18 protein-coding genes and 2 pseudogenes are annotated in these 24872 nt (G+C 68.8%); 12 read left to right on the top strand and 8 right to left on the bottom strand.

Features of this window, described 5'->3' with window-relative positions:
• Nucleotides 1–154: 154 nt before the first annotated feature.
• Nucleotides 155–736: a TetR/AcrR family transcriptional regulator gene (locus ACWV17_RS01650; RefSeq protein ID WP_455352261.1), complete on the bottom strand. Its 582-nt coding sequence runs from the start codon at nt 734–736 to the stop codon at nt 155–157.
• 111 nt (nt 737–847) lie between these two features.
• On the opposite strand from ACWV17_RS01650, the gene ACWV17_RS01645 reads away from it, so the two are divergent.
• From ACWV17_RS01645 to ACWV17_RS01635, 3 genes are all read left to right on the top strand, one after another.
• Complete coding sequence (locus tag ACWV17_RS01645) at nt 848–2386, top strand: serine/threonine-protein kinase (protein ID WP_455358164.1); 1539 nt, start codon at nt 848–850, stop codon at nt 2384–2386.
• A 296-nt stretch (nt 2387–2682) separates the two neighbouring features.
• Complete coding sequence (locus tag ACWV17_RS01640) at nt 2683–3843, top strand: agmatine deiminase family protein (RefSeq protein ID WP_455358163.1); 1161 nt, start codon at nt 2683–2685, stop codon at nt 3841–3843.
• A 141-nt stretch (nt 3844–3984) separates the two neighbouring features.
• Nucleotides 3985–4563, top strand: a complete 579-nt coding sequence (locus ACWV17_RS01635; RefSeq protein WP_455358162.1) for a TetR/AcrR family transcriptional regulator — start codon at nt 3985–3987, stop codon at nt 4561–4563.
• A 141-nt stretch (nt 4564–4704) separates the two neighbouring features.
• Here the strand turns inward: ACWV17_RS01635 and ACWV17_RS01630 are convergent, their stop codons facing one another.
• Nucleotides 4705–6771, bottom strand: coding sequence for a galactose-binding domain-containing protein (locus ACWV17_RS01630; RefSeq protein WP_455358161.1), 2067 nt, complete (start codon nt 6769–6771; stop codon nt 4705–4707).
• Between the two features lie 555 nt (nt 6772–7326).
• Here ACWV17_RS01630 and ACWV17_RS01625 point away from each other — a divergent pair.
• Nucleotides 7327–8055 (top strand): helix-turn-helix domain-containing protein, encoded by a 729-nt coding sequence (locus tag ACWV17_RS01625; RefSeq protein WP_455358160.1) that lies wholly within the window; start codon nt 7327–7329, stop codon nt 8053–8055.
• Between the two features lie 96 nt (nt 8056–8151).
• Nucleotides 8152–8706: a dihydrofolate reductase family protein gene (locus tag ACWV17_RS01620; protein WP_455358159.1), complete on the top strand. Its 555-nt coding sequence runs from the start codon at nt 8152–8154 to the stop codon at nt 8704–8706.
• A 334-nt stretch (nt 8707–9040) separates the two neighbouring features.
• Here ACWV17_RS01620 and ACWV17_RS01615 read toward each other — a convergent pair whose 3' ends face one another.
• On the bottom strand, nt 9041–9418 hold the full coding sequence (locus ACWV17_RS01615) for a hypothetical protein (RefSeq protein ID WP_455358158.1): 378 nt from the start codon (nt 9416–9418) through the stop codon (nt 9041–9043).
• 28 nt (nt 9419–9446) lie between these two features.
• Nucleotides 9447–9857, bottom strand: a complete 411-nt coding sequence (locus ACWV17_RS01610; protein ID WP_455358157.1) for a copper chaperone PCu(A)C — start codon at nt 9855–9857, stop codon at nt 9447–9449.
• Nucleotides 9858–10523: 666 nt separating this feature from the next.
• Between ACWV17_RS01610 and ACWV17_RS01605 the strand changes: the two are divergent.
• A pseudogene (locus ACWV17_RS01605) lies at nt 10524–11715 on the top strand (IS110 family transposase).
• A 311-nt stretch (nt 11716–12026) separates the two neighbouring features.
• Here the strand turns inward: ACWV17_RS01605 and ACWV17_RS01600 are convergent.
• Both ACWV17_RS01600 and ACWV17_RS01595 read right to left on the bottom strand, forming a co-directional pair.
• Nucleotides 12027–12689, bottom strand: coding sequence for a response regulator (locus tag ACWV17_RS01600; RefSeq protein WP_455358156.1), 663 nt, complete (start codon nt 12687–12689; stop codon nt 12027–12029).
• Nucleotides 12664–13836: a sensor histidine kinase gene (locus ACWV17_RS01595; RefSeq protein WP_455358155.1), complete on the bottom strand. Its 1173-nt coding sequence runs from the start codon at nt 13834–13836 to the stop codon at nt 12664–12666. Before ACWV17_RS01595 ends, ACWV17_RS01600 begins: the two co-directional genes overlap by 26 nt.
• Before the next feature lie 175 nt (nt 13837–14011).
• Here ACWV17_RS01595 and ACWV17_RS01590 point away from each other — a divergent pair, with 175 nt between their 5' ends.
• On the top strand, nt 14012–16291 hold the full coding sequence (locus tag ACWV17_RS01590) for an MMPL family transporter (RefSeq protein ID WP_455358154.1): 2280 nt from the start codon (nt 14012–14014) through the stop codon (nt 16289–16291).
• 67 nt (nt 16292–16358) lie between these two features.
• Here the strand turns inward: ACWV17_RS01590 and ACWV17_RS01585 are convergent.
• Nucleotides 16359–17388: pseudogene (locus ACWV17_RS01585) on the bottom strand (IS5 family transposase).
• Between the two features lie 98 nt (nt 17389–17486).
• Nucleotides 17487–18023 carry a hypothetical protein gene (locus ACWV17_RS01580; RefSeq protein WP_455358153.1) on the bottom strand — a complete coding sequence of 179 codons (537 nt, stop codon included), beginning with the start codon at nt 18021–18023 and terminating at the stop codon, nt 17487–17489.
• Between the two features lie 594 nt (nt 18024–18617).
• Here ACWV17_RS01580 and ACWV17_RS01575 point away from each other — a divergent pair.
• The 5 genes from ACWV17_RS01575 to ACWV17_RS01555 all read left to right on the top strand — a co-directional run.
• Nucleotides 18618–19997 (top strand): purine-cytosine permease family protein, encoded by a 1380-nt coding sequence (locus tag ACWV17_RS01575; RefSeq protein WP_455358152.1) that lies wholly within the window; start codon nt 18618–18620, stop codon nt 19995–19997.
• A 47-nt stretch (nt 19998–20044) separates the two neighbouring features.
• Nucleotides 20045–21214 (top strand): agmatine deiminase family protein, encoded by a 1170-nt coding sequence (locus tag ACWV17_RS01570; RefSeq protein ID WP_455357063.1) that lies wholly within the window; start codon nt 20045–20047, stop codon nt 21212–21214.
• 381 nt (nt 21215–21595) lie between these two features.
• The gene (locus ACWV17_RS01565; RefSeq protein WP_455358151.1) at nt 21596–22528 is read left to right on the top strand and encodes a nitrilase-related carbon-nitrogen hydrolase; all 933 of its coding nucleotides are present in this window, start codon (nt 21596–21598) and stop codon (nt 22526–22528) included.
• A 59-nt stretch (nt 22529–22587) separates the two neighbouring features.
• A complete protein-coding gene (gene ureA, locus ACWV17_RS01560) occupies nt 22588–23283 on the top strand; it encodes an urease subunit gamma (protein WP_455357065.1) in 696 nt (231 codons plus the stop codon).
• Nucleotides 23280–24872 (top strand): urease subunit alpha (locus tag ACWV17_RS01555; protein ID WP_455358150.1); only part of this gene is annotated, 1593 nt, incomplete at its 3' end. The genes ureA and ACWV17_RS01555, both read left to right, overlap by 4 nt.

Here is a 24872-nt window from a genome sequence, read left to right as displayed (position 1 = left end):
CCAGGGTGCGCGCCCTGATTGCGAAACGCTGTGCTGCGTGGGTGGGTGCGACCTTCGTGCCGCCACTCTGGCATTGACTGAAAATTTAGTCAATTGTGGATCGCGTGCCGTCCGCGGAGCCGGCTGCCGGGCGCTGTGTACCCGCCGCCCGGTGTCAGCGGCCCAGTCGCTCGATCTCCACGGAGACCGCTTCCCGCATCAGCTCGCGCGCGTGAGTCAGGGGCAGGGTGCCGCTCAGCCAGCGCGTGCTGAGTCCCTCCAGGAGGGCGGTCAGCCGCTCGGCGGACGCCGTGAGAGCTGGTGCGGGAGCTGTCGGCCGGATCCCGCCCAGGAGGTCCGCGACATCGTGAATCCAGTTCAGGCTGGCTCTGGCCAGGTCTTCGCGCAGCTCGGGGTCGAAGATCGCGCTGGCTCGCAGCTCGCCCCACGCCGTGCTGTTCTCGCGGACTTCGGGAAGGTCCTGGAATTCCAGGAGGAGGGACTGCTCCAGCTCCTGCCGGGCGTCGTACGGTCCGGCGGCGCCGTTCCCGTCGGACGTGTACCGCTCGGCCCGGTCGCTGATGAACTCCAGGGTGTGGTGCAGGATGCCGGCCCGGTCCTTGAAGTGGTAGTAGATCAGCGCAGTGGACACCCCGGCTTCGCCCGCCAACTCCTCCACCCGCAGCCCGCGGACTCCCCGCCGGGCTATGACTCGGGCGGCGCCTTCCAAGATTGCCTTTCGGCGGTCCGTCGCCACGTGATCCTCTCCTAGTGGTCTGCACCAACCAGTGTCTCACATTGACTGAATCTTTAGTTAGAGGCACCATGCGCGAGTCAGGTCAGTCCATATCGCCGAAAGAGCCACCGTATGTCCGCTCAGCTTCCTGGTGTGCAGCCCGCTCACGCGGCCCTGTCGGCCGACGACCCTCGCGAGATCGGCGGTTACCGCCTCCACGCCCGGCTGGGCTCTGGTGGCATGGGTGTGGTGTACCTGGCCTACACCCCCGGCGGTCGTCCGATCGCGCTGAAGGCGGTACGGGAGGAGTTCGCGGGAGACCCCGAGTTCCGCCAGCGCTTCGCCCAGGAAGTGGCCAGCGCCCAGCGCATCCATGGCCTGTTCACCGCTCAGGTGGTCGCCTCCGGTGTGGACGCTCCGACCCCGTGGCTTGCCACCGCCTACGTCCCCGGTCCCTCCCTGCAGCAGGTGGTCCAGCGCCACGGTCCGCTCCCGGTGCGCACGGTTCTGCTCCTCGTGGCCGGCATCGCCGAGGCGCTCCAGGCGATCCACCGTGCCGGCGTCGTCCACCGCGACCTCAAGCCCGCCAATGTGCTGATCGCCGAAGACGGCCCCCGCGTGATCGATTTCGGTATCGCACGTGCGGCCGACGCCGTCGCGCTGACCGGGACGGGCCTGCAGATCGGTACCGCAGCGTTCATGGCTCCTGAGCAGGCGATGGGCCTGCCGGTGTCGCCGGCCACCGATGTCTTCGCTCTCGGCGCGCTCATCGCGTACGTGGCCGGCGGCGAAGCCCCCTTCGGGCCGGGGCCGGCATCATCGGCGTTGTACCGGGTGGTGCATGAGCATCCCGACCTCGGCCAAGTACCGCACGACCTGCGGGATCTGCTGGCGTGGTGTCTGGCCAAGCGGCCGGAGGACCGCCCCACGACGGCCGATCTGATCGCGGCCGTTCACGCTCATCCCCTGGTGGGACCCCGTCCGGAGTTCTCCGAGGGCTGGCTGCCCCAGCAGGTCAGCAGCGAGGTGGCGGGACACGCCGGCCGGCCGGCGCCGGTCCACGCGCAACCCACCCTCGCGGCCCCGGCCGTTCCCCATCCGCACCCCAGGACCGACGCCCGGATCGCTTCTTCCTCGCGTCGCCCACGCACGGGCAAGCGCCGCCTGCCCATGACGGCCCTGGCCGCGGCCCTCGTGCTGGCAGGAGCCGCCTTCTACTACCTTGACTCCCCGCCACAGGCGAAGGACTCGGCCAAGGCTCCGGGCGGCGCCTCCGCCACACCGTCCCCCCCGGCCACCTATGTACCTGGCAACAAGAGCGTCGAGCTGACCTCCCCCGATACCACCTACGAGTTCGATCTGAAGGAGGGGAAGGTCGTTCCCGCGGATACGGCCACCTGGTATCTGGCGCGCAGCCAGAAGGAGTTCGTCCTTCCCGAGGACAGTGACGCCTTCGTCGCCGCCGGGGACGAGCTCAGTCCTGCCGACTGCGTTCGGGGTATCGACACACAGCCGGTCACCGCTCTCGCCTTCGCCGACCTGGCCGACGAGCGTCCCTTCTGCGTACGTAGCTCCGACGGGCAGGACATCGCCATTGTCTGGCTGATCGCAGCAGAAGCCGATGGCGGGCCCGTCACCGCGGCAATCGATCACTATCGCAGGAGCCGGTAGGTGTCCCCCGAAGGCGGGAGGACGACCGTGAGCGCAAGAATGCCGATGCGGCTGTCGCCGCCTGTGTTCCCGTGGAGATGATTGATGAGAACTTCAGTGCGTCCTCTGGCGTGAGCGCAACGTCATATCCCCTGTTCAAAGGCGATGCAATGACCTCCTGACGCTCGCTTGTGCGGGCACTTCCCGAGTTCGCGGTGGGGTGGGATGGACATTCTAGGCCGAGAGTATTGACTGAATTTTCAGTCCACGTGAGTATGTGCGGAACACCCGCCTCCCGTTCCTTACGAGGAGTCCCCATGGACACGCCCATGACGTCCCGACGCCGACTGCTCCAGCTCGGCGCGGTAGCTCTGCCGCTCGCGGCCCTCGGGTCGGCCTTGCCTGCCGTTGCCGGCGCCGCCACCAGCCCGTCGGGCGCCACGCTGCGGATGCCCGCGGAGACCGACCGCCACGTACGCACCTTCATGGCCTGGCCGGCGCTGTCGTCGATCTGGTCCACCCAGCTCGGAGCGGTCCAGGACGACATCGGACGGGTCGCCGACGTGATCTCCCGCTACGAGCCGGTCGTGATGCTGGCCCGACCTGGGCAGGCCGCCGATGCCCGCTACGTCTGCGGAGCCGGGGCCTATTACGGCATCGACGTCGTCGAGATCGCCAACGATGACCTGTGGATACGGGACTTCGGCCCCACCTTCGTGGTCGCCCCCGGCGCCATCGCCGGTGTGGACACCAACTTCAACGGCTGGGGCAAGACCGGCACTCCCTACTACCAGCCCTTCTCCAAAGACGCCGCGGCGGCCGCGACCCTCCTCACCCGGTACGGAGTCGACCGGATCCAGGCTTCGTTCGTGGGCGAGGGCGGGTCGCTGGAGACGGACGGCCAGGGCACCTTGCTCGCCACGGTCAGCTCGCTGGTGAACAGCAACCGCAACCCGGGGATGACCCAGGACCAGGTGGAGCAGGCACTGAAGTCGGCCCTCGGCATGGACAAGGTCATCTGGGTCCCGGGCCTGGCCGGACAGGACATCACCGACTGCCACATCGACTGCCTCGCGAGGTTCGTCGCGCCCGGGCAGGTCATCCTCGACAAGCCCGGACCCGGCACGAGCAGCAAGTGGGTCGCGGTCTACAACGAGACCAAGAAGGCACTGCAGAGCGCCACCGACGCCCAGGGACGCCGACTGACCATCACCGAGCTTCCCGGACCCGACCGGCGCTACATCCGGGGAAGGGGCACGGACTTCCTGTCCAGCTACACCAACTACTACACCGTGAACGGTGCGGTGCTGATGCCCCAGTTCGGCGACAGCTACGCCGACGGCATCGCCTACAGGATCCTGCAGGCCAAGTACCCCGGCCACGACATCGTCCAGGTCCGCATCGACAACATCGCCAGTGGTGGCGGCGGCATCCACTGCGCCACGCAGTCGCAGCCGGTCGTTCCGCCGGCAGCCTGACCCGGCGACTCCGGCTGACGCGGACACCGGCAGGCCCGCCTGCGGCGGTAGGGGCCTGCTCCGGGGTTCGACCCCGGCCCCCCATGCCGCTGGTCAGGGCCGTGATTCCACGGTGGGGGAGGGCCCGGTAAGGTTCGGGCCATGGCGTCTCGCAGCACTCAGATCCTCGAAGCTGCCGCCCGGGTGATCGCCCGGCGCGGGGTCCGTGGCCTGCGCGTGGAGGAGCTGGCCGCCGAGGCGGGCGTGTCCACCGCGCTCATCTACTACCACTTCAAGGACCGCACCGGGATCCTGCGCCAGACGCTGGAGTTCATCAACGACCGCGCCGAGCGCTACACGACCCACCGCAGTCCGGACGCCGAACCGCTCAGCCCGCGAGAGGACCTGGATCAGACGCTGCTGCTGGAACTCCAGGACACACCTGAGGTCAGGGAGAACAGCAGCGCCTGGGGAGAGCTGCGGGCCAGCGCCGTCTTCGACGAAGTCCTGCGTGAGGACCTGGCGAGAGCCACCCTGGTCTGGGTCCAGGAGGTAGCAGCCCTGCTGGGCCGGGTTCGGCCGATGGCCCCGGCCGCTGCCCTCGCGGCAGCCGCCGAGCGGCTCACCGCCCTCCTGGAGGGCCTGAGCATGCGCTGGCTCAGCGGCACGCTGCAGATTTCCCACGCCCGGACCCTGATGTCCGGCGCCATCGACGCCGAGCTCGAGCGGCTGAGCCGCTAGGGCCTCTCGGCGTCGCTGCCGCGAGCCGGCAGGACAACTCGCTCCGCGTGGCGCGCCGGGAAGCCAGCCGGGGCCGGCCGGATCAGTGGAGCTGATCCGGTCGGCCCCGGCCCTGGACACCGCCCCACCGGTGCGGTGCGGTCAGTCGCTGTAGACGCCGACCTCGTGGAGTGAGTAGCCCCACTGGGTGCCGCGCTCCAGCCCCTGGATCCGTACGTAGCGCGCCGGAGTTCCGGCGAACCGCGCCGTGTCCAGGCCGCCGTCACCAGCGGTCGTGGACCATGCCGTCTGCCAGTTCGTGCCGTCGGCCGACAGCTCGATGCGGTACGACTTCCCGTACGCGCGCTCCCAGTCGAGGGTGACGCGCTTGACCAGGTTGGCGGATCCGAGGTCGATCCGCAGCCACTGGTGGTTGTTCCACTCGCTGGCCCAGCGGGTGCCCTTGTCGCCGTCCACGGCCCGGCCGGGCGTGAAGCTGACGAACGGGTTCCACCACTCCGACGTGGACGCCGAGGCGGCCGCGCCCGAGGCCAGGTTCACCCCGGACTTGTGCTTCTCGGAGTTCCCCCAGGTGCGGAGGTAGGACTCGGCGCCCGCGAAGAGGTCGTCGACGACCTCTTGGCCGCCGACGATCCGGATGTCCTCGATCCAGTCCGGGACCATGCCGTAGTGCGCGGCGCCGTTGGTGTTGAAGTCCCACGTGCGCTGGCCGGTGGTCTGCTTGTCGATCAACGAGCCGCCGTCCGTGCTGCGGAAGGGGTACTTCACGGGGTTCGGGGTGTCCCCGCCCCGGGGACCCGGCCAGCCGCCGACACCGTTCATGTCGGTGCCGTAGCCGTAGCCGACCCCGTACTTCTCGCGCAGCGCGTCCGTGCGCTTGGCCTCCGCGCTGAACGCCTCGGCGCCGCTCATGTACTGGCCGATGAACCCGCCGAGCTTGTAGAGCCGCTCGGTCCAGCCCAGGTCCATCCAGCTGTGCGAGGAGATGATGCCCGGGTACGACTCGGATTCGAGGATGTCGAAGGCCTGACCCGCGGCCTTGACGCTCATGTGGTCGATCTCCAGCATCATCTTGCGCTTCATCATGCCGCGCACCGCGTACTCACCCAGGTCGGTCAGCCCGCGGGTATTGCACTGCGCGTCCGAGGCGTACGAGGGGACGGCCACCCCGGCCGGCAGCTGCTTTTCCGCCTCCGCCGCCACCGCGTTCCCGATGGGGTTGTCGTGCTGCGGGCCGCGGCAGGTCTCCGTCTTCCAGAAGGTGCCGGTCGACAGGAACTGGCCCACGTTGATGGCCGTACCTAGGGCGCCGGAGTCGAAACGCACCCCGCACAGGGCGTTGTCGAACTTGTGGCAGAGGAACATGCTGCGCACGCCCAGCTGGTGCAGCTCGTCCAGGCCGCGGTCGATGTCCTCCTTGGAGCACTGCGCGATGTCCAGGATCTGCTTGCAGCCGAACGGCTCCGAGGTCTCGACGCCCAGGACGACGGCCAGCTTGCCCTGCTCGATGACCTCGCGGGCCTGCGCGCTGTCGGTGACGATGCGGAACCAGCCCTTGCCCGGGCCGCCGTACATCTTGTCGATGAAGGCCTGCATGTCGTACGACTTCCGCGCCTCGAGACGGATGGCGGTCATCTCGTCGCAGCCGCGATCCTTGAAGAAGTAGACCGAGCAGATCACGCCGTTGGTGACCAGGTCGTTGACCAGCACCCGCTGGCCGCCGCGCCATGCCCGCTCGATCCAGGCGTAGTAGTTCTGCTGGTGGGTCAGCGAGTCGTGGGCGGGCCAGTCCTTGAACGTCGGCCAGCCGTTGGGGTCGTGCTTGCCGTCGCCGCCCTTGGTGATGAAGTCGAAGATGGCGAGCGTGCCGTCGGGGTAGTGCTCGGGGCAGTCCTTCAGCGCGTCAGCGACGCCCTGCTCCGAGAACGGCTTGCCGCAGATCAGCCGGCCGCCGAAGCCCTCGTTGGACATGATGTGGTCGTGGGCGTCGACGAAGCCCCTTACGCGCCCCTGGGCGTCGGTGCCTGTGAAGGGCTCGCCGGTGACGTTGATCTGGGAGTCGGGTGTGGGCCGCGCGGCCGGGGTCCACCAGCCGGGCTCCGCCGCGGAGCTGGGCATCGGACCGAGTAACAGGGCCATCACGGTGAGGAGCAGTGACACCACCGTGAGAGATCTGAGTCTGCGGCGCGGAGGCCGAACCATGGTCATCACTCACCTTGATTGACATGTCCATTCAAGTTACTGGTGAGTTGAGAATCGCGACCACCGTCAGCGGAGTCAATAGTCCGGGACAACTGACCTGATGATGCATCAGATCTGGTGAACTCATGCCCGGCTGCCGTCGGGTGAGGGCCGGCCGAGAGCCGAGTGGCCCGGACCGAAGCGGCGCCGGCCGGGGGCGGCCCAGCCCATACGGCGCGGCAGGGCCAGTGGTGGCCGACCTTCAGCGAGTCGCCCTTGCGTAGCAGCTTCATGGCGAGGTCCAGTTTCGGGCGCGATGCCTTCGCGCCACTGGCGACTTCGACGTGGATGTTGTCGCGGTCGACGCCGTGGCGGAGAAGGGCGTCGCGTCGATCTGATGAGGGGTCTGGTGGTGAACGATGCTGGGCCCGATGTGGCTGGGCTTCCACACGCCCCCTGCGGGCATCGGGCCGCCGCTCGCGTTCAGACCGAGCCGCGCCGATCCTCCCCACGCATCTCGCACGCGCTCCCGCCGTCCGGACGAGGTGACACACTGGCGGCTCAGGCAGCGGTGAACGGGGGATGATCCGGTTGGGTCTGGAGATCGAGAGTCGGCCGTCGGAGCTGCCGTACATCGAGCGGGTGTGGCGCAGCCGCAGCGACGACGTGGGCCGGATGACGTCGATCGCGACATCGCACTGGGAACTCGTCTTCTGGGAGCACCACGGTCAGGTGCAGGCGGCCGTACTGGGCCCGGAGGCCAACGCCTGCCTGGCCCCCGTCCCCGAGGACGCCACGTTCTTCGGCATCAGCTTTGCCCTGGGTACCTCGATGCCACATGTCCCGATCAGCCGGCTCGTGGGCGGCAGCGCGGAGATACCGGACGTGACGCGGCGGTCCGTGTGGCTGAAGGGCTCCGCCTGGCACGTGCCCGGGTACGACAACGCGGAGGTGTTCGTACGGCGCATGGTGCGTGAGGGCATCGTGGACTGCGACCCGATCGTGCCCGCGGTACTCAACGGCGCCACCTCCGATGTCTCCGAACGCACCCTTCAGAGGCGTTTCGTTGCGGCGACGGGCCTCACCCGGGGCGCCATACGGCAGATCCACCGCGCCCGTGAGGCGGCGGTACTGATCCAGGAGGGGGCGCGGGCGCAGGACGTCGTGCACCGGCTGGGCTATTTCGACCAGCCGCACCTGGCGCGGTCCTTGACCCGGTACATCGGCCGGACCGCCACTCAGCTGAGCGCTCCGGACGGGGCGGAGCCGCTGTCGCTTCTGTACAAGACCTCATCCTCGGTGCCCGCATAGTCTTCCTGACGTAGCCGATGGGGTCGGCTCGCCCCGGCCGGAGAACCGTCCCGGCCGGGACCGGGCAGACGACCCCGAACTCATCACGGAGGAATCATGCGCAAGGTCATTTCGAGTCTGTTCGTCTCGCTCGACGGTGTCGCCCAGTCGCCGGACGAGTGGCAGTTCGCTTTCGACGAGGAGATGGGCGCGGCGCTGGGGGAGACGCTGGAGACGGCCGACACGATTCTGCTGGGCCGGGTGACCTTCACCGAGTGGGCCGGGTACTGGCCGACGGTCACCGACGGCGAGGACGCCGGCTTCGCCAAGTGGATCAACGACTCGCCCAAGTACGTCGTTTCCTCCACGCTGGACAGCGTCGAGGACTGGGCGAACAGCACGCTCATCAGCGGTGATCTGGCGGGCGCGATCGAGGAACTGAAGGCGGGCGAGGGCAAGAACATCACCGTCGCGGGCAGCCCGACGCTGGTGCGCTCGCTGCTGGAGCAGGACCTGCTGGACGAACTGGTACTGCTGATCCACCCGGTGGTCGCCGGCGAGGGCCGCAAGAAGCTGTTCGCCGACGACGCCCCCCTGAAGAAGCTGCAGTTGGTGAACGCCCGGCCGACCAGCAGCGGAGTGATCATCGCGACCTACCGTCCGACGCGCTGAGCGTGCCCGCAGCGGCGGGTCACCTTGTGATGGCCCGCCGCTGCGCGTGGTGGCCGCACCCCCGCTACGAGCGTCTGGCTATGTCCATGAGAACGGACAGCAGATGTTCACCACTTCGGGAGGCATCGCAGCCCGCCCCTGTTCGATTTTCCACAACTACCGCAGCATGTCCCATGCCATCGATTCTTGAGCGTGTGCCATCCAAGTTTGAGTGGCCTGGCTCACAAGGTGCGATGGCCCGGGGCGGCTGGACGACGGGCGGAGCGTGGTGGTGGCGCCGCCCCGGGGCGGTTTATGTCCCCTGAGCTGAGGATCTTCAGGGGGACCCGTGCTGTTACTTCTCGACGGTGATGTCGGCGAAGCTGATGACGAAGGCGTCGGGGTCGTCGTCCTCGTCCAGGTGGTAGCTGGCGCTGGCCCAGGCGTCGGTAAGACGGACACGCCGGGAGGTGGGGGAACTGGGGTCACCAGCGATGAGGATGACGTCTTGGTGGGTGTTGGTGTTCTCGACGTCTTCGACCCAGGTGGTGGTGGCCGGGTGGCGGGTGTCGCCGCGGGTGAGGACCACGTCTCCCCACAGGGGTACGGGTGCCTTGGGGTTGGAGGTGAGGAAGGCGTCGATGTCGAGTTCGGCGCCGACGAGGGTGAGCTTGGTGACGGAGTCGAGCGCTTCGGCCTGGTTGTCGCCGAGGTCGAGGTGGTACGTGGCCATGTCCGGTCTCCTGGTGGCGTCGGTGGGATCAGTACAGCTCGGGCGAGGTGCGGACCGGCATCCGGACCTTGAAGACCATCTCCTTGCCCGTGCCGGTATCCAGGAAGAAGATGGCGCGGGCATTGTCGCCTGGGGTGATCAGGTGGGTCGGCTTTTCGAACATGAGGAGGTAGCTGCCCGGGATCAGTGAGAACGCACCCTTGGAGGGGACAGTGAAGCCCTCGCGCTTGACCATCTTGGAGCTCTCGCTGTCGGTGACGGTCTCGTAGATCGTGACGCTCTGGTAGTCCGGACTTTTGATCTTGGTGACCTTGATGTCCTTGCCGCCGGAGTTCTGCAGCGTGATGTAACCGGCGCCGGGCAGTGCGTTGGGCAGCCAGCGGACCCACGCGCTGTTCTTCGCGGACGTGATGTCGATACAGATTGGTGTCTTCGGCATGGATGCGTCTTCCTTCCGGGGGTCCCGTGACCCCACCCGGTGATCACGCTACGCAGTCGGTTGATCACAGCGAAATCCAGTCGTGGAAGATCATCCGATCCGGTGGCAAAAACCACCTGGCGGAGTGTCACGAAGATCGGAAGCGTCCGGATCTCCGCTCTGCCGCTGCCTAACCCCGAGCTGTGTGTGGCGGCTTGGCATTGCTCACGTCCAGGGCTGCGAGTGCTGTGGAGGGTCGCGATAGTTGGCACCGTCCGGCCGCCGTTACCTCGCACTTTCTGCTTGGTGGGACCGCTTGCTGACACCCGTCGGAACTCATCCCCGCGACGCCAAGCGACCTCGCTGGCGCCGGGTTGCGTGGCCGGGTTCCGAGTAGCGTGTCCCGGCTCAAGTGCGACCTAGACCACTCAAACTCCGACGGCACGCGCTCAAGGTTCCCTACGTTGTCTGCGGGACCGGGCGAGCCCTTCGTATGGTTCTCCCACCCAGGGGCGTCGGGTGTGGTTCTCAAGGTTCTGCCGCTTGTGGCTTCCATTGATTGGCCGCCCGACGCCCCACGACGACTCGGCTGCCAATGAGGAATTGCGAATGATCGCTCCGTAGGGAATCGACAGCGAGGTCGTCCGTCGGGAGGCACCAGCACACCCCACCGCACGGAGGCACCACATGGCCGCGATCTGGGCCGGCATCGACGCAGGCAAGACCCACCACCACTGCGTCGCGATCGAAGAGAGCGGCCGTCGGCTGCTGTCCCGGCAAGTCGCCAACGACGAGCCCGAACTTCTCGAACTCCTCACCGACGTCCTGGCCCTGGGCGACGAGGTGAGCTGGGGAATCGACCTGGCCGACGGTGGCGCCGCCCTGGCCATCGGCATCCTCCTCAACCACGACCAGCAGGTCCACTACATCTCCGGCCGGGCCATCCACCGAGCCTCCGAAAGCTACCGCGGCGAGGGCAAGACCGACGCCAAGGACGCCGCCGTCATCGCCGACCAGGTCCGCATCCGCCGCGACCTGCACCCCTTACGCGCCGGCGACGAGACGGTCATCGACCTCAAGATCCTCACCGGCCGCCGCATGGACCTCGTCGCCGACCGCACCCGCACCGTCAACCGGCTCCGGGCCCAGCTGACCGGCATCTTCCCCTGCCTGGAGCGGGCCCTGGACCTCACCAACACCGGCCCGCTCACCCTGCTGACCAGCTACCAGACCCCGGCCGCACTGCGTCGCCTCGGCGCCAAGCGCCTGGAGACCTGGCTCCGCAACCGCAGCGTCCGCAACGCCGACCAGCTCGCCGAGACAGCCATCCAGGCCGCCGAACGCCAGCACACCAGCCTGCCCGGGGAGAAGCTGACCGCGCAGATGGTGCACACCCTGGCGAAGGAGGTGCTGGCCCTCAACCAGCAGGTCGCCGAGCTCGACAAGCTCATCGAGGCCCGGTTTCGCAACCACCGCCACTTCGACGTGATCACCAGCATGCCCGGACTGGGCATCATCCTCGGCGCCGAGTTCCTGGCCTCCACCGGCGGCGACATGACCGTCTTCGGCACCCCCGACCGCCTCGCCGGCTTCGGCGGCGTCGCACCGGTCCCGCGCGACTCCGGCAAGATCAGCGGCAACCTCCGACGCCCCCCAGCGATACAACCGACGGCTCCAGCGCGTGTTCTACACCTCCGCGCTGTTCAGCATCCGAAGGTGCGACGAGTCCCGCCGGTTCTACGACCGCAAACGAGCCGAGGGTAAGCGCCACACACAAGCCGTCCTCGCTCTCGCCCGCCGCCGCGTCAACGTCCTCTGGGCCCTCTTACGCGACGGACGCTGCTACGAGTCCGTGCCTCCCACCGCCCTCGCGGCTTGACAAACGGCATTAGGAATCAGTGACAAGGACACGGCACAGGGGCGCGACGCGTGCCGGGTGCTAGGGCGCGTATCGAGTCGTGATCATCGGGTGGTCCTGGTGAGGTCTTTGATCCAGATCATCGAGGCGTGCAGGTGGGGACTGGCGAGGTAGCTGTCGGGAGTCTTGTCGTATCGGGTGTCTCACCGTCCCAGTTCCGGCCTCCTGGTACGTCACGCTCTGGGGCGGGTGAGGCACGTGGAGCCGACGTGAGCCGACCGGTGCACTGATGTCCGGGCGGGGAACTCATGGGACATGGCCCGGCACCCGGCTCAGGTTCCGGGGAGGATACGGCGCGTTTCGTAGGCCCACATCGCGATCTCGACCCGGTTGCGGGCGCCGAGTTTGGCCATCAGGCTGGCCAGATGCGTCTTCACCGTGCTGAGGCTGATGTGCAGTGCATCGGCGATCTCGGTGTTGGTCAGCCCGCGAGCGACGGCGAGGAGCACCTGCTCCTCGCGGGCGGTGACGGGGGAGACCGGCTGGGCCACGGGCCAGCCGGCGGGCAGGTCCGCGAATGCCTGGAGCAGACGGACGGTGACGCTGGGCGCGATGAGCGCCTCACCGTCGGACGCCGACCGTACGGCCTGCGCCAGAAGGTCCGGTCCCGTGTCCTTGAGGAGGAATCCGCGGGCGCCGGCACGCAGTGAGCCGTAGACGTACTCGTCGAGGTCGAACGTGGTGATGACGACCACGGCCAGCGGGTCGGCGACGCCCGGGCCGGCGACCAGCCGGGTGGCCTCGAGCCCGTCGAGTACGGGCATGCGGATGTCGAACAGGCAGACGTCGGGGCGTAGTTCGCGGGCCAGACGTACCGCTTCCCGCCCGTCGGCGGCCTCGCCGACCACCTCGATGCCGGGCTGGGCGTTCAGCATGATCCGCAACCCGGTGCGGATGATCGTCTGGTCGTCAGCGACGAGGACGCGAATGGACACCGCTCTCGCTCCTCGCTCTCGGCAGTTCGGCTTCGACATGCCAGCCCCGGTCGGTACCCGGGCCGGCTCGTAGTGTGCCGCCGAGCAGGGTCGCGCGCTCGCGCAGTCCGGTAAGTCCGTATCCGTCGCGACCCCGGCCGGTGCGCCGGCCGTTGTCGCGCACGCTCACCCGTACCGTGTGCCGTTCCGCGGCGACCCGGACGACGAGCTCGGTCGCGTCGACCGCATGGCGCAGCGCGTTGGTCACCGACTCCTGCACGATCCGGTAGACGGCCGCGTCCACGGCCGGGGGCAGCGCGTCCAGTTCGCCGTCGAGCCCCAGGTCGACCCTGAGGCGACCACCCGGGGTGCGCACCAGGCGCTCCAGATCCGCGACTCCGGCAGGGGGCGCCAGCTCGGCGCCGACCCCGCGGTCGCGCAGCGCGGCGACCATGGCGCGCATTTCCTCCAGCGTGCGCGCCCCTTCCTCCTCGACCCCCTCCAGCGCCTCGACGGCGGCGGACGGGTCGGTGCCCGCGAGCACCCGGCCCGCCTGGGCGATGATCACCATGGCCGACACGTGGTGGGCCACCGTGTCGTGCAGTTCCCGGGCGAGCTGCTCGCGCTGGCGGGAGCGCACCTGCTCCAACTGCCGCTCGCGAGCGGTCACCCGGAACCGCACGGCAGCCCCGACCACGCCGGGCAGCAGCAGGAAGACGAAGCCCACGACCTTTTCGACGACCGGGGTCTCGTCCGTGACGACACACAGCGCGCCGGCCGCGAGGATCACCGCGCCGCCCAGCACGATCTCGCGTCCCGATCCCCACCGGGGCAGCGCGTACACCAGCACGAGCACGACCGCGCCGGTGTACAGGCCGACGGGCTCGCGCGGTGCGGCGACGAGCGAGGCCACCGGAAGCAGGATCACCGAGCCGAACGCCAGCGTCACCATCGCCAGCGGGCGGGTCCGGCGCCACAGGGGCAGCAGGCACAGCCATACGGCGAACACCACCGCCACCGGCCGCCACACGACGTTCTCGCGCAGGGTGGCCTCCAGCGCCACACCGGCAAGGCCCGCGGCGAGCAGCGCCCAGTCCCGCCGCACCCGGGCGGGCGCGTCGGGCGGCCGGGGTTCGGTCCACAGGGTTCGCAGGTCGTCTCGGAGCACGGTTCTCAGCCTAGGGACCGCGGCGTGCCGCGCATCGGCCGAAAGGACGGGTCGTCACTCCGCCCCGGGGCCGACGGATCCGCGGCCCGCGGGCCGATGCCGCGGAGCGCCGTGGCGACGAGCCTCGGCATCGGCGGCCGTACAAGGACGGCCGACGAGGTGGTTGGAGGACCCGATGCTCTCGAAAGCCCTGTTGCGCCTGGGCGCAATCGCCGCCCGCCATCCCTGGCGGGTGATCGCGGCATGGCTGATCGCCGCCACGCTCGCCGTCCTCGCCGCCGTCGCCTTCGGCGGGCGGACCGCGGACTCGATGACCGCTCCGGGGCTGGACTCCCAACGGGCCGCGGAACTGATCGAGCGGGCAGGCACCGGCCAGGAGGGGATGACCGCCCAAGTGGTCGTCACCCCCCTCGACGACGGTGCGACGTTCTTCGACCACGGCAGCGCGCGCACCGCTCTTACGCGGCTGCGGGCCGAGGTGAAGCGGCTGCCGCACGTGCTCGGCACGAGCGACCCGGCGGGGGCGCTCGACGCGGGCGGGGAAACCGCCGTGCGCGGCGGCCTCGTCTCGGCCGACGGGCGGATCGCCGTCGTCCGGGTGCAGTACCCCGACCAGAGCCGGCTGTCGGCCAAAGACCTCGACGCCCTCGTCGATCTCGGCGACCGGCTGCGCGCTGAGCTGCCGCTGCGCATCGAGATGGGCGGGAACCTCTTCTACGCCTTCTCCGACCCCAACGGCGGCGCCAGCGAGCTGATCGGCCTCCTCGCCGCGGCCGCGATCCTGTTCCTGGCGTTCGGTTCGCTCGTCGCCGCCGCGCTGCCAATCGGCATGGCGGTCTTCGGACTGACCGTCGGGGTCGCCACGATGACGGTACTGGCGGGGGTGACAGAGGTCCCCACCTTCGCACCGGTCCTGGGCAGCATGGTCGGGCTCGGAGTGGGCATCGACTACGCGCTGTTCGTGCTCGCCAGGCACCGGGAGTACCTCGCGCGCGGGCTCGATCCGCAGGCGGCGGCCGGACGAGCGGTGGCAACGGCGGGGCGGCCCGTGGTCTTCGCCGGCGGCACCGTCGTCGTATCGATCCTCGGCCTGGCGGTCGCGAACGTACCGTTCATGACGGTGGGCGGGCTCGCCGTCTCGATCGTCGTCCTGACCATGGTGGTCGCGTCGGTGACGCTGCTGCCGGCCTTCCTCGGCGCGGCGGGCCCGCGCCTGGCCCGGGCCGGCCGGATCGGCCGGGCTCTGCAGACCAGGAAGCTGGGCCGACTCGCACGGCGGCGGGACCCGGCGGCAGGCGCCGCCCAGGCCGCCGGGTGGCGTCGCTGGATCGGGCACGTCAGCCGGCACCCGGTGCCGTACGCGGTCGGCGCGGCGGGGCTGCTGCTGACCGCGACGCTGCCCGTGCTCGGCCTGCGCGTCGGCCTGCCCGACGACGGCTCACTGCCCCACAGCCGTACCGAGCGCCGGGCCTACGACCTCGTCGCCGAGGGGTTCGGCCCGGGCACCAACGGTCCCTTCGTCATCGCCGCGGACCCCGCCGGTGATCCGGGAGTGCTGGACCGACTCGTCGCAACGGTCGCGGCGGATCCGGGCATCGCATCCGTCGTGCCGACGCACATCGATCGGGCCACCGGCATCGCGACCCTCGTGGTGTTCCCGACCACCAGCCCTCAGGACAAGGCCACGGCCGACACCATCGCCCGGCTGCGCACCGACGTGCTGCCCACGGCGATCGGGCACGGCCCGGCCAGGGCCCACGTCGGCGGCGCCACCGCGAGCCTGTCCGATGTGGGCCAACGCACCAGCCAACGCCTGCCGGTGCTCGTCGCCGCCGTGCTGGCGATGTCGTTCCTGCTGCTGATGCTGGTCTTCCGCTCGATACTCGTACCGCTCAAGGCCGTACTGCTGAACCTGCTGAGCATCGGCGCGGCCTACGGCATCATGGTCGCGGTCTTCCAGTGGGGCTGGGGAGGCGCACTCATCGGGCTGGAAGCGACGGTTCCGATCGTGTCGTTCATCCCGATGTTCCTCTTCGCCATCCTGTTCGGCCTGTCGATGGACTACGAGGTGTTTCTCCTCTCCCGCGTACGCGAGGAGTACCTGCGCACCGGCGACAACGGCACGGCGATCGTTGAGGGCGTCTCGCGCACCGCCCGGATCATCACCTCGGCCGCCCTCATCATGGTGGCGGTCTTCCTGTCCTTCGCCGTCACCGAGGACCCCTCCACCAAAATGTTCGGGCTCGGCCTGGCCACCGCGATCTTCATCGACGCCACGGTCGTACGCATGGTGCTGGTACCGGCGACCATGACACTCCTCGGCCGGACCAACTGGTGGCTGCCGAAGTGGCTGGACTGGATGCTTCCCCGCGGCCCGGTCGGCACCGACGACACCGACGACACCGACGCGGAATCCACGGGTGAGGCCCCGCGTCCACGGCTGGTTGACCGTTGACTCAACTCCTGCCCGCCCTTGGCGTCCGGCACCTCAGCGCGTCACCTAGGGGCAAATCGAGTCGTGATCATCGGGTGGCCCTGGTGAGGTCCTTGATCCAGATCATCGAGGCGCGCAGGTGGAGACCGGCGAGGTAGCTGTCGGGAGTCTTGTCGTATCGGGTGGCGATGCCTCGCCATGATTTGAGCTTGTTGATCAGGCGTTCGACGGTGTTCCGCTCCTTGTAGAGATCGGCGTCGTGGCTGACGGGTCGGCCACCTCTGGAGCCCTTCTTCTTCCGGTTGGCGGCCTGGTCCTTCTTCTCCGGGATGACCGCCTTGATACGGCGTTTGCGCAGGTGGGCGCGGTTTCCGCGGGACGAGTACGCCTTGTCCCCGGCGATCGCGTCCGGCCGGATGCGGGGTCGGCCGACGGGCCCGCGTACCCGTACCTTCTTCAGGACGGGGATGAACTGCGGGCTGTCCGCTGCCTGGCCTGTGGTCAGGATGAACGCCAGCGGGCGGCACTTGCGGTCGGCGGCGAGGTGGACCTTGCTGGTCTGCCCGCCTCTGGAACGTCCGAGGAGGGCGGCCTTCAGCCGGAGTTTCCGCCGACGCCGGATGCGTCGTCGTTCTTCCAGCGCGGGATCACTTTCGGTCTCTTGCGCGTTTTGCTCTTCGAGGCCGCCCCCTTTGACCTGGCCGTCTCCTCCTCGGCCGCGGCTTTCTCCAGGGCGGTGACGACGTCCTCTTTCTCCAGGGCGGTGACGACGTCCTCGTCGAGGTGCATCCCGGCCGCGTCGTGGTGGGCTCGGGCGGTGGTGGAGTCGATGCTGACCAGGACAGGTCCACCTCACCCCGCTTCGCGGCTTCCGTGATCAGGCCCTCCAGCAGGGGCTCGAAGACGCCGGCGTCACGCCACTGCCGGAAGCGGTTGTGGACGGTCGACCAGGCGCCGAACTCCGTCGGCATCTCCCGCCACTGCCCGCCCGTCTTGAACCGCCAGATCACGCCCTCGAACTGCTGCCGCAGTCGCTCGGGGTACGGGCCGTACTCGCCGATCGGCAGGTACGGCTCGATGAACTCCCAATCCGGATCGGTCAGTTGCACTCGCGTCACGTAAGACCGTCTATCGGACCGGACCGTGCCACGAAGGCACATCCCGCAAATTGATTATGACTCGATACGCGCCCTAATGCCTCGCTCGTCCGTCAGCGTCAAGGGGCAGGGCTGCCGACGGCTTCCGCCAACTCGTCAGCGGCCTCGCGGGTCAGACGGTAGAACCCCTGGAGGCTGACCGAGTTCTCGAGACGGCCATCCACCACGTACTTCAGACCGCGGGTCTGGCCTCGGCGGTTGCGCCAGGTAAGCCGCGCAAGCAGTTCACCGGGGATGGTCACATCGAAGCGTACGGGCGTCGCGTCCACGTGCACCGCCTCGGCGCCGCAGCCGCCGGCGCCGAGCATCGACCAGTCCCCGTGCCCGGGATACGCAGGGTCCTCCCAGGTTGCAGGGGCCGTGCCACAGCAGTCGCGTCGCTCCACGTCGATTACTCGCATCTGACTCACCACGAACACCTCGCGCCGGTTAACGTGCAGCGCGTACACCTCGTCCCCAGCACGAGCAGCCGTCCACGCGGGCAGGGAGGAGTGAGCGCCGCTGAAGGCGACCGGCGGTCGCTCGCCCACGCGGCCCGCCTTGCGCAGCGCACGGCACGTGTCATGGGTCCACAAGACGGTGAAGGCATCAGACATGCCGTGATCCTATGAACGGGGACTGACAGCCTCCCGGGGGGACAGCGCTCACGGAGCCTTCTGCAGAACTGGCATTGCTCCGGACTTGAAACTCACGCGCCGTTCGAATCCTTCGGTGGGCGATGCCGCCTCCCGAAGTGGTGAACATCCGCTGTCCGTTCTCATGGACAAAGCCAGTGCACCCTGTGAGCCCGGCCATAGATTGACTGATTCTTCAGTCAACAGACTGTATGTGGACCTGGCGCAGTACCCGTATCCGGCCCGGCCGGCCCGGCCCGAGCGCTTCTCTGTCGAGCCTGAGCGGCCGCATTTCACCGACGTGGAGTCGGCGATCCGGACATACCGTCAGCATTCGGAATAACTTGTCCAGGGGGGCTCTGTTTCGCCGCCTCATCTGAACCGCACCTGACACAGGCATTGACTGAATTTTGAGTCAATCTCTAGGGTGAGCGCAGCCTGACCGGCTTTGAAGGTCAGGGCGGCCGAATGGGCATGCGAACACACCCGTCTACAGGAGGCCATATGGGGCCAGTTGCCTCACAGTCGCATGATTCCGCACCTCTTGCGGGCATCGAACAGCACTCGATCGATTGGGTGCCTCTTTCGGAACGGCACGGCAAACCCTCCAGCGTCGGGGCCATCTGGTTCGTCGGCAGCCTCAACCTCACCGGCCTGGCGACCGGCGTCGTGACGCTCTCCATGGGGGCCTCGCTCGTCTGGACGGTGGTCGCCACCGTCCTCGGCTCACTCTTCGGTACGTTCTTCATGGCGTTCCACTCGGCTCAGGGCCCCCAGCTGGGCCTACCCCAACTGGTGCAGTCCCGACCGCAGTTCGGATACCTGGGTGCCGCACTCACCGTGTGGGTGTTCGCCTTGGTCAACTACGTGGGCTTCAACACATCCGATGCCTTGCTGTCCGGTCAAGCCATGAACACGCTCACCGGGATCCCCAACGAGCTCGGCTATCTGCTGGCCGCCGCGGTCGCGACCGTGATCGCCCTGTTCGGATACGAGTGGATCCACCGGCTGAACAGGTGGCTCACCTGGCCCTTCGTCGTGATCACCGCTGCCATCACAGTGGCGGCCCTGTTCGGCGGGGGACTACCGGACGGCGTCTGGGACGCCGGCCCGTTCGAACTCGCCCCGTTCATGCTCGTGTTCGTCTTCGTCGCCGGCTTCCAGCTGGGCTGGGCGCCGTACGTCTCGGACTACTCGCGCTACCTCAGGCCCGACGTCCCTGTCCGCAGCACCTTCTGGTGGACCTACCTGCCCAGTGCGATCTCCGGGATCTGGGTGTTCATCCTCGGTGCCGTGGTCTCGGCCGGTGCCCCCAAGGGCACCGACCCGGTGACCGCGCTGAAGCTGGCGGCCGACCGGCTGTTCGGCGGGTTCGGCACGGTCGCGGTCGTTGTACTGCTGGTCGGGCTGCTCTCCATCATGGCGATCAACCAGTACGGCGGCAGCCTCACCATGATCTCGATCATGGACTCGTTCCGGCCGGTCAAGCCGACGCGGACCATCCGGGTCGCGACGATCGGGATCATGCTGGTGGCCGTCGGGGCGATCTCCACCCTCGTCGGAATCGATCGCTTCAACTGGTTCTTCGCCAACGTGGTGGTCGTGCTGACGTACCTGTTCATCCCATGGACGGCCATCAACCTGGTCGACTTCTTCTTCGTCCGGCGCGGCCAGTACGTCGTCAGGGAGATCTTCAACCCGCACGGCATCTACGGCCAATGGGGTTGGCGGGGAAATCTCGCGTACGGGATCGGTCTGGCCTGCATGGCTCCGTTCATGGTCATCACCGGCCTCTACGTCGGGCCGGTCGCGGAGTTCCTCGGCGGCGTCGACTGCTCGATCTTCGTCGGCCTGCCGGTGGCGGGCGGCCTCTACTGGGCCTTCGCCCGAAGTCTCGATCTGGCCACCGAACGCCGGATGGTCCGGGAGGAGGGGCTGCTGGCACCACTCCACTGAGCAACCCGCGCCCGCACGTACAGAACCTCCGTGAGAAGGAGCACCACGTGAAGACAGACCACGACGGCGACAGGCCGGGCATCAGCCGCAGAACTCTCCTGGCCCGAACCGGAGCGGCCGCGGCCGCGCTGGCGGCGGGGCCGGTACTCGGCGGCATCCAGCCGGCCATGGCCGCGTCCTGGCGAGTACCCGGGGAGGAGTCGCCGCACAAGCGGACCTGGATGTCCTGGCCGTCCAGCTCCACGATCTGGGGCAGTCTGTTGTCCAAGATCCAGGCTGACATCGCCAAGCTCGCCAAGGAGATCGCCCGGTACGAGCCGGTCGTCATGTGCGCGGACGGCTCGTCGGCCGCGTCGAGGGCCAGGAGTATGTGCGGGTCCACCGTCACGGTGATCAGCTCCGTTCCCGTCTCGGACTGCTGGATGCGGGACACCGGCCCGCTGTTCCGCGTCGATGGGGCCGGTGGCCTGGACGCGTTCGGCCTGAACTTCAACGCCTGGGGTGAGAACGCCACGCGTTTCTACGGCATCCCCGCCTCCGCCTATGACAAGGACCGCGCGGTCGCGCAGAAGCTCGCCGCCTACACGGGCGTCCCGTTCGCGAAGTCGGCCGTGGTCGGCGAAGGCGGCGGCGTGGAGTACGACGGCGACGGCACTCTGATGGCGACCGAGAGCTGCTGGGTGAACGCCAATCGCAATCCCGGCAAGTCGCGCAGCCAGATCGAGGCGGAGCTGCTGTCACGGTTCGGCGCCTCGAAGATGATCTGGCTGCCCGGCGTCACCGGGCAGGACGTCACCGACGGCCACATCGACGGCACCGCGCGCTACATCGGACCCGGCGTGGTGATGGTGCAGCTGGGCGGCGCCGTGCGGCCGGACGTCTGGACCGAGAACGCCCAGGCCATGCACGACGTCCTGGTGAACGCGACCGACGCCAGGGGACGCCGGCTGCAGGTCCTCACCATCGAGGGTCCCGACACTCTGCCGCGAATATCGCCGGGCAAGCGGCAGGACTTCCTCAGCTCGTACATGAACTGGACGGTGACCAACGGGGCGGTGATCACGACGCAGTTCGGCGACACCGCCAAGGACGCGGCGGCCAAGGCGGCGATCGCTGCCGCCTACGGCAGGCCCGTGATCCAGCTCAACCTCGACAATCTCTACGGCAACGGGGGCGGTGGCGCGCACTGCGTCACGATGCAGGAGCCCAACCGCTGAGCAATGGCCCGGGTCTCACCTCTGAGACCCGGGCCTTCCCGCCGTGTACCTGACCTGCAATCACCGGCCGGACGGCACGCAACCCCATGCGCTTGGGGAGGCCGACAGACGGTCGCGGCGGACCGAGCGACAACCCAGACCAACCGCCAGGCACTGTCACGCTGCAAGTGTCATTGCGGCCTCGCGCCCTGGCCCACCTTGACTGGGCATTTCACCGTCGGGCATCCTGACTGAAACTTCAGTAAGTTTGGGTAAGCCGTCCGATCCACGCCCCAGGCGCACGCCGTACGACCGGACCACCACGGGGCGCACGGCAGCCGAACAGGCCGGACGCGACCCTTGCCCGAGCAGCACCCACCATCTCCCGAAGGCGACCCGCCCGTGACCTCGTACGAACTCCTCACCTCCTACGGCTCCCCGCTCGGCTCCCCAGCCCGCACGGAGCCCGCCGAGCGCGGCCTGCTGCGCGTCGGCCTCGTCCAGATGCGCTGGTACGCCGACCAGAACGAGCACGACGACCGCCTGCGCGAGGGCGTGGCCCTCGCCGCCGCCCAGGGCGCCAAGGTGGTCTGCCTCCCCGAGCTCACCCGCAGCCCGTACTTCTGCAACACAGACGACCCGATGGCAGACGGTGCCGCCCGCTATCTCGAGGACGTCGAGCACGGTCCCACCGTCCAGCTCGCCGCCGAGCTGGCCACCGGCCTCGACATCACCGTGCACGCCTCGCTCTACGAGCGCGCGGAGGACGGCGGCCTCGGCTACAACACCGCCGTCTGCGTGGCCTCCGACGGGGAGCTCATCGCACGCACCCGCAAGAACCACATCCCCGCCTTTCCCGGCTACCGCGAGGACCTGTGCTTCCGCCCCGGCGACAGCGGGTTCCCCATCGTCGCCCACGTGGGCGCCCGCTTCGGCTTCCCCACCTGCTGGGACGAGTGGTTCCCCGAGCTCGCCCGCGCCTACTCCCTGGCCGGCGCCGAGATCCTCGTCCACCCCACCGCCATCGGCTCCGAGTTGGACCCGGCGGACTTCGACACCCGGCCCATGTGGGAGCACGCCATCAGCGCCAACGGCCTCGCCAACGCCCTCTTCATGGTCGTGCCCAACCGCATCGGCACCGAAGGCCGCTCCACCTTCTACGGGTCCTCCTTCATCTCCGACCCCTACGGCCGCATCATGCTCCGCGCGCCCCGCGACCGACCCGCCGTCCTCGTCGCCGACCTCGACCTCGACCAGCGCCGGGACTGGCTGGAGTTCGGCCTCATGCAGACCCGCCGCCCCGAGCTCTACGGCCGGCTCACCGAGCGGCTCTGACACTCCGAAAAAAGAAGGGACACCATGCTTGTGAACAGGCCCGTGAGCCAGGGGGCGGCATGCCTCTGACTCCCACTGAGCGTGACCGGCTGCTGCTCTTCACGGCCGCGGAACTCTCGCGCTCGCGTCTGGGGCGCGGGCTTCGGCTCAACGTCCCGGAGGCGACCGCGCTGATCGCCGACACAGTGTGCGAGGCGGCGCGTGACGGCCTGCGTCTGGCCGAGGCCATCGAGCGCGGCCGCAGCGTACTCGGCCCGGACGACGTGCTCCCCGGGGTCGCCGATGTCGTGACCGAGATCCATGTCGAGGCGGTGTTCGACGACGGCACCCGGCTGGCCGTCATCAGCTCCCCGTTCGGCGACGTGGAGCGGGAGGACGATGCCCCCGGTGCCGTCCTTCCCCACTCGGACACCGTGCCCGATCTGGCAGCGGTGATCACCCTGGAGGTCCGCAACACAGCCCCCGTCCCGGTGAGCGTGACGTCGCACTTCCACTTCTTCGAATCCAACCCGCGCCTGGACTTCGACCGGGCCGCCGCCTACGGGATGCGGCTCGCCGTTCCAGCCGGATCGTCCACCCGCTTCGACCCCGGCGCGGTGGTCGAGGTGGGGCTCGTACCGATGGGCGGCGACCGCATCGCGATCGGCTTCGCCGGCCTGGTCGACGGGCCGTTGGATGCCCCCGGCGTCAAGGAAGAGGCCCTGCGCCGCGCCACCGCCTGCGGCTACCTGGGAGCAGAGGAAACACAGAGATGAGCAAGCCCACGAAGCACAGCGACCACTGCGCCCCCGGCAGCCGGCACATGGATCCCCACGAGTACGCGGCCGTGCACGGCCCGCGCGTGGGGGACCGGGTGCGGCTGGGCGATTCCGGTCTGGTCGTGCGGGTGGAGTCCGACGCGCAGAAGCCCGGCGACGAGTTCCTGGCGGGCTTCGGCAAGACCGCCCGCGACGGCCTGCACCTGAAGGCCGCCGCGGTCCGGGAGACCTGCGACGTCGTCATCAGCAACGTCCTGGTCATCGACGCCGTCCTGGGCATCCGCAAGGTGTCCATCGGCATCCGCGAGGGCCGGATCCACGCCATCGGCCGGGCCGGTAACCCCGACACCCTTGACGGGGTGGACGTAGTCGTCGGCACCGGCACGACCATCGTCTCGGGTGAGGGCCTGATCGCCACCGCCGGAGCCATCGACACCCACGTCCACCTGCTCTCCCCGCGGATCATGGAGGCCTCCCTCGCTTCAGGGGTCACCACGATCATCGGTCAGGAGATCGGGCCGAGCTGGGGTGTCGGCGTGAACTCCCCGTGGGCGCTGAAGCACGGGTTCAACGCCTTCGACGCCTGGCCGGTCAACATCGGCTTCCTGGCCCGCGGCTCCTCCTCTCACGAGGCGCCGCTGGTCGAGGCGCTTGCCGAGGGCGGTGCCTGCGGCTTCAAGGTCCACGAGGACCTCGGCGCGCACACCCGGGCTCTGGACACCGCGCTGCGGGTGGCCGAGGAGCACGATGTGCAGGTCGCCCTGCACTCGGACGGCCTGAACGAGTGCCTGTCGGTGGAGGACACCCTGCGGGTCCTGGAGGGTCGGACCATCCACGCCTTCCACATCGAGGGCTGCGGCGGCGGGCATGTGCCCAACGTGCTGAAGATGGCGGGCGTGCCGAACGTCATCGGCTCCTCCACCAACCCCACCTTGCCGTTCGGCCGTGATGCCATCGCGGAGCACTACGGCATGATCGTCTCCGTTCATGCCCTCAAGACGGATCTCCCCGGCGACGACGCCATGGCACGCGACCGGATCCGGGCCGGGACCATGGGGGCCGAGGACGTGCTGCACGACCTGGGCGCTATCGGCATCACCTCCTCCGACGCCCAGGGCATGGGGCGCGCCGGTGAGACCATCCGCCGCACCTTCGCCATGGCGGGGAAGATGAAGGCCGAGCTCGGGCCCCTTCTTCCCCATAACGGGGAGGGCGGCGATGTCGAGGGCGACGACAACGCCCGTGTGCTGCGCTACATGGCCAAGCTGACCATCAACCCGGCGATCGCCCACGGGCTCGCCCACGAGGTGGGCTCGATCGAGGTCGGCAAGCTCGCCGACATCGTGCTGTGGCGCCCGCCCTTCTTCGGTGCCAAGCCGCAGATGGTCCTCAAGTCCGGCTTCCCGGCGTACGGGGTCACCGGCGACCCCAACGCGGCCACGGACAGCTGTGAGCCGCTGGTGCTCGGGCCGCTGTTCGGGGCCCATGGAGCCGCGCCGGCGGATCTCTCCGTGTCGGCGTACGGCCTTAGCTCCCCAGTTGTGTACAGACGAACGTCCCCAGACGTCAGGCCACTTCGGTCTCTC

Source organism: Streptomyces mabaensis, assembly GCF_053763515.1.
Note: the sequence above shows the minus strand (reverse complement) of the source record. Positions and strands in the feature narration are given on the sequence as shown.

Excerpts from the sequence above, each read along its gene's own strand:
- ACWV17_RS01630 (WP_455358161.1), bottom strand. The coding sequence starts at position 6,771 with ATGACCATGGTTCGGCCTCCGCGCCGCAGACTCAGATCTCTCACGGTG.
- ACWV17_RS01645 (WP_455358164.1), top strand. The coding sequence starts at position 848 with ATGTCCGCTCAGCTTCCTGGTGTGCAGCCCGCTCACGCGGCCCTGTCG.
- ACWV17_RS01610 (WP_455358157.1), bottom strand. The coding sequence starts at position 9,857 with ATGCCGAAGACACCAATCTGTATCGACATCACGTCCGCGAAGAACAGC.
- ACWV17_RS01635 (WP_455358162.1), top strand. The coding sequence starts at position 3,985 with ATGGCGTCTCGCAGCACTCAGATCCTCGAAGCTGCCGCCCGGGTGATC.
- ACWV17_RS01590 (WP_455358154.1), top strand. The coding sequence starts at position 14,012 with ATGCTCTCGAAAGCCCTGTTGCGCCTGGGCGCAATCGCCGCCCGCCAT.
- ACWV17_RS01580 (WP_455358153.1), bottom strand. The coding sequence starts at position 18,023 with ATGTCTGATGCCTTCACCGTCTTGTGGACCCATGACACGTGCCGTGCG.
- ACWV17_RS01620 (WP_455358159.1), top strand. The coding sequence starts at position 8,152 with ATGCGCAAGGTCATTTCGAGTCTGTTCGTCTCGCTCGACGGTGTCGCC.
- ACWV17_RS01625 (WP_455358160.1), top strand. The coding sequence starts at position 7,327 with ATGATCCGGTTGGGTCTGGAGATCGAGAGTCGGCCGTCGGAGCTGCCG.
- ACWV17_RS01615 (WP_455358158.1), bottom strand. The coding sequence starts at position 9,418 with ATGGCCACGTACCACCTCGACCTCGGCGACAACCAGGCCGAAGCGCTC.
- ureA (WP_455357065.1), top strand. The coding sequence starts at position 22,588 with ATGCCTCTGACTCCCACTGAGCGTGACCGGCTGCTGCTCTTCACGGCC.
- ACWV17_RS01640 (WP_455358163.1), top strand. The coding sequence starts at position 2,683 with ATGGACACGCCCATGACGTCCCGACGCCGACTGCTCCAGCTCGGCGCG.